Genomic DNA, 11231 nt, shown 5'->3' with positions numbered 1-11231 from the left:
ATTCCGTGTCAGTGGAGGCGCATTATAGGGAGTAATTCTGAAGCTGCAAGGATAAAGTGAAAATTATTTACTGACTGCTCACTTTCCAGGCAAATTACATCCCAGACCTCAATTCTGGACTGGTTTTTAAACAAAAACGAGCCGCAAGCGGCTCGTTTTTGCGTTTTGTGACTTACTGCACTGCCACAATTCGGTCGTCGTTGGCTTCCAGACGGATAACTTTGCCCGGAACCAGTTCGCCTGACAGTATCTGCTGCGCCAGCGGGTTTTCGATCTGCTGCTGGATAGCACGTTTCAACGGACGCGCCCCGTAAACCGGATCGTAACCATTTTCGCTCAGCAGTTTCAGCGCATCGTCAGAGATGTGAATTTCATATCCACGCTCTTCCAGACGTTTGTACAGACGCTGCAGCTGGATCTGTGCAATCGAAGCAATGTGTTTCTCACCCAGAGGATGGAATACCACCACTTCATCGATACGGTTGATGAACTCCGGACGGAAGTTATGGCTAACCACACCCAGAACCAGATCCTTCATATGGCTGTAATCCAGTTCACCGAAACGTTCCTGAATCAAATCGGAACCCAGGTTCGATGTCATGATCACGACCGTATTACGGAAATCCACCGTTCTCCCCTGCCCGTCGGTCAGACGACCATCATCCAGGACCTGAAGAAGAATATTGAACACATCCGGGTGCGCTTTTTCCACTTCGTCCAGCAGGATGACGGAATAAGGGCGACGGCGTACCGCTTCTGTCAGGTAACCTCCCTCTTCATAACCGACATATCCCGGAGGCGCACCCACCAGACGTGAAACGGAGTGTTTCTCCATAAACTCGGACATGTCGATACGCACCATCGCATCGTCGCTGTCGAACATAAAGTTAGCCAGCGCCTTACACAGCTCGGTTTTACCCACCCCGGTAGGGCCCAGGAACAGGAACGAACCAATCGGACGATTAGGATCAGACAATCCGGCGCGGCTACGACGGATGGCGTTGGAAACCGCTTCAACCGCCTCGTCCTGGCCAATCACGCGCTGATGCAGATCCTGCTCCATGCGCAGCAGTTTATCGCGTTCGCTTTCCATCATGCGTGCTACCGGAATACCGGTCCAGCGCGCCAGCACCTCTGCAATTTCCGCATCCGTTACTTTGTTACGTAACAGACGCATCGTTTTGCCTTCAGACTGCGTCGCAATCTCAAGCTGTTTCTCCAGCTCAGGGATTTTGCCGTACTGCAGCTCAGACATTCGCGCCAGGTCACCCACTCGACGCGCCTGCTCAATGGCAATTTTTGCCTGTTCAAGTTCAGCCTTAATGGTCTGAGTGCCAGAGAGTGACGCTTTCTCTGCCTTCCACTCTTCTTCTAACTCAGAATACTGGCGCTCTTTATCGTCCAGTTCCTCATTGAGCATATCGAGGCGTTTTTTACTGGCTTCATCAGACTCTTTCTTGAGTGCCTGCTGTTCCAGTTTGAGCTGAATAATACGACGGTCGAGTCTGTCCAACTCTTCCGGTTTCGAGTCTATCTGCATACGAATGCTGGATGCGGCCTCATCGATAAGGTCGATCGCTTTATCCGGTAACTGACGGTCGGCGATATAACGATGCGAAAGCGTCGCTGCCGCAACAATCGCCGGGTCAGTGATCTGCACATGGTGGTGCAGCTCATAACGTTCTTTCAGACCACGCAGGATCGCGATGGTATCTTCCACGCTTGGTTCCGCGACAAACACCTTCTGGAAACGACGTTCAAGTGCAGCATCTTTTTCGATGTACTGACGGTACTCGTCCAGCGTCGTGGCACCCACACAGTGAAGTTCACCGCGTGCCAGTGCAGGTTTCAGCATGTTCCCGGCATCCATCGCGCCGTCTGCTTTACCGGCACCGACCATGGTGTGCAACTCATCGATAAACAGAATGACATTGCCTTCTTGTTTTGCCAGATCGTTAAGCACCCCTTTCAGGCGCTCTTCGAATTCACCGCGATACTTCGCCCCGGCCACCAGCGCCCCCATATCCAGCGCCAGTACACGGCGGCCTTTCAGCCCTTCCGGTACTTCACCGTTTACAATACGCTGCGCCAGTCCTTCAACGATGGCGGTTTTACCAACACCCGGTTCACCAATCAGCACCGGGTTGTTTTTGGTACGGCGCTGCAGAACCTGAATAGTACGGCGAATTTCTTCATCACGGCCGATCACCGGGTCAAGTTTACCCTGCTCAGCACGCTCGGTCAGATCGACCGTAAATTTTTTCAAAGCCTGACGTTGGTCTTCGGCTCCCTGATCGTTCACGCTTTCACCCCCACGCATTTTCTCAATCGCCTGAGTCACATTGGCCGTGGTTGCGCCGGCAGTTTTCAGCAGGTCGGTCAAGGTACCGCGTGATTCAAGCGCCGCCAGAACAAACAGTTCCGACGAAATAAAGTTGTCCCCACGTTTTTGCGCCAGCTTGTCGCAAAGGTTCAGCACCCGCACCAGATCCTGGGACGGCTGAACGTCACCGCCGGTACCTTCTACCTGCGGTAAACGGCTCAGCGCCTGATCGATGGCAGTGCGTAACTGGCCAGCATTAATGCCAGCAGACGTTAATAATGGACGTACCGATCCCCCTTCCTGATTTAGCAAGGCGCTCATTAAATGAAGAGGTTCGATGAATTGGTTGTCGTGCCCCAGTGCAAGGGACTGGGCATCGGCGAGAGCAAGCTGGAATTTATTAGTAAGACGATCCAGACGCATAACTCCTCCCATAACAGGTCAAATTTGCTACTGGAGATTAAATGAGGTCATCCCTCAATTATTCAAGGTTAATGACCTGAATTATGTGAAAAGAAAACGGCACGTGCCGGATCGTCTTGATTCTTTAGGTTATATCAGCCAAATAAAACTTGCCATACGCCCCGTCGTCTTGTCGCGGCGATAAGAGAAGAAATCACCCTTTTCGGTGAACGTACAGCGGTCACCGCCGAAGATCTGCGTCACCTTGACATTATTCAGACGCTGACGTGCAAGCTGATAAATATCGGCCAGATATTTTTCCCCCACGGGTTCGAAAGCGTTAACGGCTTGCGGAGCTTTTGCCATAAACGCTTCACGAACCTCTGGGCCCACCTCGAATGCCTGAGGACCAATTGCCGGGCCAAGCCAGGCAATGATATTTGCAGGATCGTCTTTGAAGCAGGCGACGGTCTCTTCCAGCACGCCTTCACACAGACCACGCCAGCCCGCATGAGCAGCCGCAACCTCGGTACCCGCACGGTTACAAAACAGCACCGGCAGACAATCGGCTGTCATCACCGCGCATACTGCTCCCGGCGTATCGCTGTAGGAGGCATCGGCACGTTTAGACGCGTAGGGTTCTCCCGTCAACTTCAGCACGGCTTTACCGTGAACCTGCTCAAGCCACACCGGTTTAGACGGTAAGTTGCCCGCAGCAAACAGCCGCGAGCGGTTTTCTTCAACGTGTTCCAGGTTGTCGCCGCAGTGTGCGCCAAGGTTCAAAGACGCCCACGCCCCCTGGCTTACCCCGCCAATGCGGGTTGAACTGCAGGCAGCCACACCTTCAGGCAGTGGCCACTCCGGAACAATCAGTTTGGTCATAACCAGTCCACTTGATCTTTGTGTTCTTCAAAATCCGCGCGCATGGCGTCAATAAGCTCCACCATATCCTGCGGGATCGGCGCATGCCATTCCATTTGAATCCCTGAAATAGGGTGATAAAGGCGCAGCATGGTGGCGTGCAGCGCCTGACGATCAAACTTGCGCAGTACGCTGATGAACTCGTCCGATGCCCCTTTTGGCGGACGCGGACGACCACCGTAAACCTGATCCCCCACCAGCGGATGGGTGATGTGCGCCATATGCACGCGGATCTGGTGGGTACGACCGGTCTCCAGACGCAGACGCAGACGCGTATGAATGCGGAAATGTTCCATAATGCGATAGTGCGTTACCGCCGGTTTACCCATCGGATGCACCGACATATGAGTACGTTTGGTAGGGTGACGGCTGATCGGCTCATCAACCGTACCGCCAGCAGTCATATGGCCAATAGCCACGGCTTCATATTCGCGGGTGATCTCACGCAGCTGCAGTGATTCCACCAGGCGAGTCTGGGCAGGTACGGTCTTTGCCACCACCATCAGACCGGTGGTGTCTTTATCCAGACGATGCACGATACCGGCACGCGGTACATCAGCAATCGGCGGATAATAATGGAGAAGTGCGTTAAGTACCGTACCGTCAGGATTCCCCGCTCCCGGATGAACAACCAGGTCGCGCGGCTTGTTAATCACCAGAATGTCATCATCTTCATAGACGATATCCAGTGGGATATCCTGTGGCTCGAAGCGGATTTCCTCTTCGATTTCAGCATTGATGGCGACAGCTTCCCCACCTAACACTTTCTCTTTCGGTTTGTCCCAGACTTTACCGTTTACCAGCACGCGCTGGTCAAGAATCCATTCTTTTATGCGTGAACGCGAATAATCAGGGAACAATTCGGCCAAAGCTTGATCTAAGCGTTGACCGAGCTGATTTTCGGAGACTGTTGCGGTGAGTTCTACTCGTTGTGCCATAAACTGCTTCTTCGTTTAACGTTGGGTTTTACGGCTTTGCCGTTTAATATAGTGTGCTATTGTAGCTGGTCTTAATCGGGAGCAGGAACAGAGTTTCTCCCGGACAAACATTTGAGGAAAGTCAAAACGTCATGACGCGCATGAAATATCTGGTGGCAGCGGCCACGTTGAGCCTGGCTTTGGTGGGCTGCTCCGGTTCAAATGAACAGGTCCCTGACAATCCGCCGAATGAAATCTATGCGACTGCACAACAAAAGTTGCAGGACGGTAACTGGAAACAGGCGATAACGCAACTGGAAGCGTTGGATAATCGCTATCCATTTGGTCCGTATTCGCAGCAGGTACAGTTAGATCTCATCTACGCATACTATAAAAATGCCGATCTGCCGCTGGCTCAGGCAACCATCGATCGTTTCATGCGTCTGAACCCGACTCATCCTAACATCGACTATGTAATGTACATGCGCGGTCTGACCAACATGGCGCTGGATGACAGTGCCCTGCAGGGCTTCTTCGGTGTGGATCGCTCCGACCGTGACCCGCAGCATGCGCGTGATGCGTTCAACGACTTTTCCAAACTGGTGCGCGGCTATCCGAACAGTCAGTACGTGACCGACGCCACCAAACGTCTGGTGTTCCTGAAAGACCGACTGGCGAAATACGAATACTCGGTTGCTGAATACTACACCCGCCGTGGCGCATGGGTTGCCGTGGTTAACCGTGTAGAAGGAATGCTGCGTGATTATCCGGATACGCAGGCGACCCGCGACGGCCTGAAGCTGATGGAGAATGCTTACCGCCAGATGCAGATGACCGCACAGGCAGACAAGGTAGCAAAAATCATCGCCGCGAACAGCAGCAACACCTGATAGCGACGTCAAAGCAAAACGGCAGCCCGCGGGCTGCCGTTTTTTTATTCAATTCAGACAAAGCTGAAGCGGTTTAGCTTCAACACATCCTATCAACTATGACCGCAATTTTTGCCTTCGACAAGGTAAATCTCACCTCTTCCTGCCCTGCCTCACAAAAAAGATTCCCTGACAAAAACCGACAAAATAACGTGATATAAATCACACATTTTGACATTAGGACAGGTATGCTGGAATCACCAAGACGGAAAGACAAGAGGTAAAATTTATGACAATGAACATTACCAGCAAACAAATGGAAATTACCCCGGCAATTCGCCAGCACGTCGCAGACCGTCTCGCCAAACTGGATAAATGGCAAACACACTTGATTAATCCACATATCATCCTGTCTAAGGAGCCGCAGGGTTTCATCGCTGACGCAACTATCAATACTCCAAACGGCCATCTGGTCGCCAGCGCAAAACACGAGGATATGTACACCGCTATTAACGATTTGATCAACAAGCTGGAACGGCAGCTCAATAAAGTGCAGCACAAAGGTGAAGCCCGTCGCGCCACGACCTCGGTGAAAGACGCCAGCTTCGCGGAAGAAGTTGAAGAAGAGTAATCCTTTAAATTGAGTTTACCGCCAACGCGCCTTCGGGCGCGTTTTTTATTGACAGGGTGAAAACAGTACGGGTACTTTAACGTTATCAACCACAGGATGATTTCATGAAACTGACGCCGTTTTTCTTCGCATTCTTTTTTACCTTCCCCTGAACGGGAGGCGTTTCGTCGTGTGATAAAGAATGCGAAGACGAACAACAAGGCCTCCCACACCGGGAGGCCTTTTTTATTGATAACGATAAAACGAGACAGACAACACTATGACACCGGAAAACCCGTTACTGGATCTGCGAGTAAAAATCAGCGCGCTGGATGAAAAATTACTGGCACTTCTGGCTGAACGCCGCGCGCTCGCCATCGAAGTGGGTAAAGCCAAACTGGACTCCCACCGTCCGGTACGTGATATCGACCGCGAACGCGACCTGCTGGAACGTCTGATTCAACTCGGCAAAGCCCATCACCTTGACGCACATTACATCACCCGTTTGTTCCAGCTCATCATCGAAGACTCTGTTCTGACCCAGCAAGCGCTGTTGCAGCAGCATCTGAATAAAACCAACCCGCACTCTGCCCGCATCGCGTTTCTTGGCCCTAAGGGCTCCTACTCCCATCTGGCTGCCCGCCAGTACGCTGCACGTCATTTTGAAGAGTTCATTGAGAGCGGCTGCGCAAAGTTCGCCGATATTTTCAATCAGGTGGAAACCGGCCAGGCGGATTACGCCGTCGTGCCGATTGAGAACACCAGTTCCGGTGCCATCAACGACGTGTACGATCTGCTGCAACACACCAGCCTGTCGCTGGTTGGGGAGCTGACAATCCCTATCGATCACTGCGTGCTGGTCTCTGGCTCAACCGATTTGAGCACCATCGAGACGGTCTATAGCCATCCGCAGCCGTTCCAGCAGTGCAGTCAGTTCCTCAACCGTTATCCGAACTGGAAAATTGAGTACACCGAAAGCACCTCCGCGGCGATGGAAAAAGTCGCCCAGGCAAACTCCCCCACCGTCGCGGCGCTGGGCAGCGAGGCGGGCGGTGCGCTGTATGGTCTCCAGGTTCTGGAACGTAACCTGGCAAACCAGACGCAAAACATTACCCGCTTCATCGTGCTGGCACGCAAAGCCATTAATGTCTCTGATCAGGTGCCCGCCAAAACTACCCTGTTGATGGCAACCGGGCAGCAGGCAGGCGCACTGGTTGAAGCGCTGCTGGTACTGCGTAACCACAATCTGATCATGACCCGGCTCGAATCGCGCCCGATTCACGGCAATCCGTGGGAAGAGATGTTCTATCTCGACATTCAGGCCAACCTGGAATCGCCGTCCATGCAGAAAGCCCTGCGCGAACTGAGCGAAATCACCCGTTCAATGAAGGTGCTGGGCTGTTATCCGAGCGAAAACGTGGTACCGGTTGACCCAAGCTAACGTTCGATAAACCGGCTTTTCTTCATCCCTGCCACACTGACCGGCAGGGTGAAGATAGCGCCGGAGAGGGGATATTGCGCCACCTCTTGCGCATCCATATTTTCCCGCGTGGTCGTGATAAACAGCGTTTTCATATCGTCACCGCCAAAGCAGACCATCGTTGGGCAACGGACCGGCATACGGTACTCTTCCAGTTGCTCTCCCTGAGGTGAAAAGCGCGCGATGCGCCAGCCATCAAACAGCGCACTCCAGTAACAGCCTTCCACGTCCATCGCGGCACCGTCAGGTATCCCTTCGCCGTCGTTGAACCGGCGGAATACCTCCCGTTTACCGGGTTCCCCCTGCTCATCCAGCGAGGTACGGTAGATAACGCCGTTTGGCGTATCAGAAGTAAACATCCACCGCTGGTCGGGGCTGAATGCCAGACCATTGTGGCCATGAATGTCGCACTGGATAACTTTTGGCGTCAGATCGTTATCAATGCGCATCAGCAGCGCCCCGTTGTAATCACCCGGTGCCCAGAAGGTCCCGGCGTAGAACTGGCCCCGGTGATCGGTTCCCCCATCATTGAAACGCGCAAGCTGCGGATTCGACGGGTTATCACAGACTTTGCGCTGCAGCAGGCCGTGTTTATCGGAAAGCCAGATGCCGCTTCGCATCGCGACGATAAAGCCGCCGCGTTCGCGCAGGGCGAAACACCCCACCTCTTCGTGGAAAGAGAGCACGGTGTGTTCCGCCGTGGGTAAATGATAACGGTGGATCTCACCTTCAAGAATATCCGCCCAGTAAAGCGCATTTTCCTCTGCACTCCACGTCGGGCATTCGGGCAGATGCCCGGTGTAGTTCAACAGCAGCTGCGGTTCGGCCATGACAGTTCCCCAAAATGAAAAAAGCCAGCAATGCTGGCTTTCAGTATATACATCATCGCATTACTGGCGACTGTCATTTGCCTGACGCAACAGCGTGCGGCTCTCGCTCTGGAAACGTTGCGCGTAATCGCCAAACCAGTGTTCGACCTTACGGAAGCTGTCGATAAACGCCTGCTTGTCGCCGTGCTCCAGCAGCGTAATGGCTTCGCCAAAACGCTGGTAGTAACGCTTAATCAGTGCCAGGTTGTTCTCAGACGACATAATAATGTCGGCGTAAAGCTGGGGATCCTGAGCAAACAGACGCCCCACCATCGCCAGCTCCAGACGATAGATAGGCGAAGAGAGTGCCAATAACTGCTCAAGCTGCACATTCTCTTCCGCCAGATGCAGCCCATAGGCAAAGGTCGCAAAGTGACGCAGGGCCTGGATGAACGCCATGTTCTGATCGTGTTCAACCGCGCTAATGCGGTGCAGCCGCGCGCCCCAAACCTGAATCTGTTCCAGGAACCACTGGTAGGCTTCCGGCTGACGACCATCGCAGTAGACCACCACCTGTTTCGCCAGGCTGCCACTGTCCGGGCCAAACATAGGATGTAGCCCCAGGACCGGCCCCGTATGCGCAGCCAGCATTGCCTGCAGCGGACCATTTTTCACGGATGCCAAGTCCACCAGGATGCAATCTGCCGGCAGCGGAGGAAGCTTCGCAATGATCTGCTCCGTCACGTGAATCGGCACGCTGACGATGACCATTCCGGCATCTTTCATCAGCTCCGGCGCGTTTGCCCAGTCCTCTTTTTCCAGGATACGCACCTGATAGCCAGACAGGGTCAGCATTTTTTCAAACAGCCGCCCCATCTGACCCGCCCCGCCCACAATAACGACCGGGCGCAGGGACGGACAAAGGGTTTTGAAGCCTTTATCGTTTTCGCTGGAGTAGGACTCCCGCATCACACGACGCAAGACATCTTCAATCAAATCCGGCGAGACGCCCAGCGCCTGGGCCTCTTTACGACGGGAAGCCAGCATGGAGGCCTCGCGCTCCGGAACGTAAATCGGCAGGCCATATTTGCTTTTGACCTCACCCACCTCGGCAACCAGCGCCATACGGCGCGCTAACAGATCCAGCAGTGCCTTATCCACTTCATCAATTTGATCGCGTAATGCGGTCAATTCAGCAACCATACCTAACCTCTTAAGCCAGACGCGTCGCCAGCTGGCCGTTTATATCTTTGTGGATCTCACGCAGCAGCGCATCGGTGGTTTCCCAGCTGATGCAGGCATCCGTCACGGACACACCGTACTTCATTGCGCTGCGCGGTTGTTCAGATGATTGATTGCCTTCATGAATATTGCTCTCAATCATCAGACCGATAATAGAACGGTTGCCGTCTTTGATCTGCGCGACCACCGATTCCGCCACCGCAGGCTGACGACGGTAATCTTTGTTCGAATTACCATGACTGCAATCTACCATCAGTGCCGGGCGCAGTCCCGCCTGCTCCATCTCTTTTTCACACTGTGCCACATCTGCCGGGCTGTAGTTTGGCGCTTTACCGCCACGCAGGATCACATGACCGTCCGGATTACCCTGCGTCTGCAGGAGACAAACCTGGCCCGCCTGGTTAATACCTACAAAGCGATGCGGCATGGCCGCGGCGCGCATGGCGTTGATCGCCGTGGCAAGGCTACCGTCGGTCCCGTTTTTAAAACCTACCGGCATCGACAGACCAGACGCCATTTCACGGTGGGTTTGTGATTCCGTGGTACGCGCACCAATCGCAGACCAGCTAAACAGATCGCCCAGGTACTGCGGGCTGTTCGGATCCAGCGCTTCGGTTGCCAGTGGCAGCCCCATGCTGACCAGCTCAACCAGCAGGCGACGCGCAATCTTCAGACCGGCTTCCACATCAAACGAGCCATCCATGTGCGGATCGTTAATCAACCCTTTCCAGCCAACGGTGGTACGTGGCTTCTCAAAATAGACGCGCATCACCAGGTAGAGGCTATCGCTGACCTCCTCCGCTAATGCTTTAAATCGACGAGCGTACTCAATGGCGGTTTCAGGATCGTGAATGGAACAAGGACCACATACCACCAGCAGACGCGGATCGCGGCCAGCGATAATGTCAGAAATGGTCTGGCGCGAGTGCTCAATTTGAGCCTCCTGCGCGGCGCTCAGCGGGAACTCCGCTTTCAGTTGATCCGGTGTAATCAAAACCTGTTCGTCAGTGATATGTACGTTGTTCAGCGCGTCTTTTTGCATGATGGCGATCCTGTAAAGCTCGTTTGCGATAGGTGTTTTCCTCGAAGAGGTGAAACAACGATACCACAACAAGTAAAGATTTCAATCCAAAATACGTACACTTTACTTTACAAAAGCCATTTTACTGCAAAAATCAGCCGACAAAATCGTAAACATAAAATTACACCCCCACTTTCTTTTGCCAGGCTATGCTGAAGAAAAAAGGAGAATGGCTATGCGTTCAATCGCTCTGATGCTGTTGTCGCTGTTTTTATCGGGCTGTGAGATCAACCCTTATACCTTCCAGCCCGACTGGACTAGTCCCAGCTGGTTTGATGCGGGTAAAGAAGACGCCATGAATGGTCTGCCGGTTAAAGATAATCAGACGCTGGCCGATAGTTTTAACGACCCGCAGGTTGATCGTAGTGAATATCTTCGTGGCTACGCCGACGGACAGAAAAAAGTGTGTGAGGAAGGTTTTATTCACGCCTGGGGGGTAGCAGGTAAATCTTTCCCGGCCAGTTGTGATACTGTTGAAAACGCAGCAAAACTGCATGAATCATGGCAACAAGGAATGGATGAAAGTATGCGTTCCAGCAGACTTAATTAAGCCGTTTTTTATACGCCGGAATATATA

General features: G+C 53.2%; 11 protein-coding genes and 1 other annotated feature. Of the genes, 5 read left to right on the top strand and 6 right to left on the bottom strand.

What is annotated here, in order from left to right:
* Positions 1–172 precede the first annotated feature (172 nt).
* The 3 genes from clpB to rluD form a co-directional block, all read right to left on the bottom strand.
* The gene (gene clpB / locus VF709_RS20450; protein WP_013098336.1) at positions 173–2746 is read right to left on the bottom strand and encodes an ATP-dependent chaperone ClpB; all 2574 of its coding nucleotides are present in this window, start codon (positions 2744–2746) and stop codon (positions 173–175) included.
* A 129-nt stretch (positions 2747–2875) separates the two neighbouring features.
* Positions 2876–3607, bottom strand: coding sequence for a purine nucleoside phosphorylase YfiH (gene yfiH / locus VF709_RS20445; protein ID WP_102752721.1), 732 nt, complete (start codon positions 3605–3607; stop codon positions 2876–2878).
* Positions 3604–4584, bottom strand: coding sequence for a 23S rRNA pseudouridine(1911/1915/1917) synthase RluD (gene rluD, locus VF709_RS20440; protein WP_029882082.1), 981 nt, complete (start codon positions 4582–4584; stop codon positions 3604–3606). Before rluD ends, yfiH begins: the two co-directional genes overlap by 4 nt.
* A gap of 131 nt (positions 4585–4715) precedes the next feature.
* Here rluD and bamD point away from each other — a divergent pair, with 131 nt between their 5' ends.
* The 4 genes from bamD (at position 4716) to pheA (ending at position 7483) form a co-directional block, all read left to right on the top strand.
* Entirely contained in the window at positions 4716–5453 is a 738-nt protein-coding gene (gene bamD, locus VF709_RS20435; protein ID WP_013098339.1) for an outer membrane protein assembly factor BamD, read from the top strand.
* 268 nt (positions 5454–5721) lie between these two features.
* Complete coding sequence (gene raiA / locus VF709_RS20430; RefSeq protein WP_008502470.1) at positions 5722–6063, top strand: ribosome-associated translation inhibitor RaiA; 342 nt, start codon at positions 5722–5724, stop codon at positions 6061–6063.
* Positions 6064–6166: 103 nt separating this feature from the next.
* Positions 6167–6292: a sequence feature (Phe leader region), on the top strand.
* Complete coding sequence (gene pheL, locus VF709_RS20425; protein ID WP_100249759.1) at positions 6168–6215, top strand: pheA operon leader peptide PheL; 48 nt, start codon at positions 6168–6170, stop codon at positions 6213–6215. Its footprint overlaps the feature before it by 48 nt.
* A 30-nt stretch (positions 6293–6322) precedes the next feature.
* Entirely contained in the window at positions 6323–7483 is a 1161-nt protein-coding gene (pheA, locus tag VF709_RS20420; RefSeq protein ID WP_013098340.1) for a bifunctional chorismate mutase/prephenate dehydratase, read from the top strand.
* On the opposite strand, the gene VF709_RS20415 is transcribed toward pheA, so the two are convergent.
* From VF709_RS20415 to aroF, 3 genes are read right to left on the bottom strand one after another with little or no spacing between them, the layout of a single operon-like run.
* Entirely contained in the window at positions 7480–8352 is an 873-nt protein-coding gene (locus VF709_RS20415) for an SMP-30/gluconolactonase/LRE family protein (protein ID WP_108453963.1), read from the bottom strand. The genes pheA and VF709_RS20415 overlap by 4 nt on opposite strands.
* A gap of 60 nt (positions 8353–8412) precedes the next feature.
* Positions 8413–9534: a bifunctional chorismate mutase/prephenate dehydrogenase gene (gene tyrA / locus VF709_RS20410; RefSeq protein ID WP_058683947.1), complete on the bottom strand. Its 1122-nt coding sequence runs from the start codon at positions 9532–9534 to the stop codon at positions 8413–8415.
* Between the two features lie 10 nt (positions 9535–9544).
* Positions 9545–10615 carry a 3-deoxy-7-phosphoheptulonate synthase AroF gene (gene aroF / locus VF709_RS20405; RefSeq protein WP_013098343.1) on the bottom strand — a complete coding sequence of 357 codons (1071 nt, stop codon included), beginning with the start codon at positions 10613–10615 and terminating at the stop codon, positions 9545–9547.
* Between the two features lie 214 nt (positions 10616–10829).
* Between aroF and VF709_RS20400 the strand changes: the two genes are divergently transcribed.
* Positions 10830–11204, top strand: coding sequence for a DUF2799 domain-containing protein (locus tag VF709_RS20400; RefSeq protein WP_020690780.1), 375 nt, complete (start codon positions 10830–10832; stop codon positions 11202–11204).
* Positions 11205–11231: the final 27 nt, after the last annotated feature.

This window comes from Enterobacter sp. Lyrl_3 (assembly GCF_051948675.1).
Taxonomy (GTDB): Bacteria; Pseudomonadota; Gammaproteobacteria; order Enterobacterales; family Enterobacteriaceae; genus Enterobacter; species Enterobacter cloacae.
Note: the sequence above shows the minus strand (reverse complement) of the source record. Positions and strands in the feature narration are given on the sequence as shown.

Bases quoted from the DNA above. Each gene is read 5' to 3' on its own strand.
- clpB (WP_013098336.1), bottom strand. From the start codon at position 2,746: ATGCGTCTGGATCGTCTTACTAATAAATTCCAGCTTGCTCTCGCCGAT.
- yfiH (WP_102752721.1), bottom strand. From the start codon at position 3,607: ATGACCAAACTGATTGTTCCGGAGTGGCCACTGCCTGAAGGTGTGGCT.
- rluD (WP_029882082.1), bottom strand. From the start codon at position 4,584: ATGGCACAACGAGTAGAACTCACCGCAACAGTCTCCGAAAATCAGCTC.
- bamD (WP_013098339.1), top strand. From the start codon at position 4,716: ATGACGCGCATGAAATATCTGGTGGCAGCGGCCACGTTGAGCCTGGCT.
- raiA (WP_008502470.1), top strand. From the start codon at position 5,722: ATGACAATGAACATTACCAGCAAACAAATGGAAATTACCCCGGCAATT.
- pheA (WP_013098340.1), top strand. From the start codon at position 6,323: ATGACACCGGAAAACCCGTTACTGGATCTGCGAGTAAAAATCAGCGCG.
- VF709_RS20415 (WP_108453963.1), bottom strand. From the start codon at position 8,352: ATGGCCGAACCGCAGCTGCTGTTGAACTACACCGGGCATCTGCCCGAA.
- tyrA (WP_058683947.1), bottom strand. From the start codon at position 9,534: ATGGTTGCTGAATTGACCGCATTACGCGATCAAATTGATGAAGTGGAT.
- aroF (WP_013098343.1), bottom strand. From the start codon at position 10,615: ATGCAAAAAGACGCGCTGAACAACGTACATATCACTGACGAACAGGTT.
- VF709_RS20400 (WP_020690780.1), top strand. From the start codon at position 10,830: ATGCGTTCAATCGCTCTGATGCTGTTGTCGCTGTTTTTATCGGGCTGT.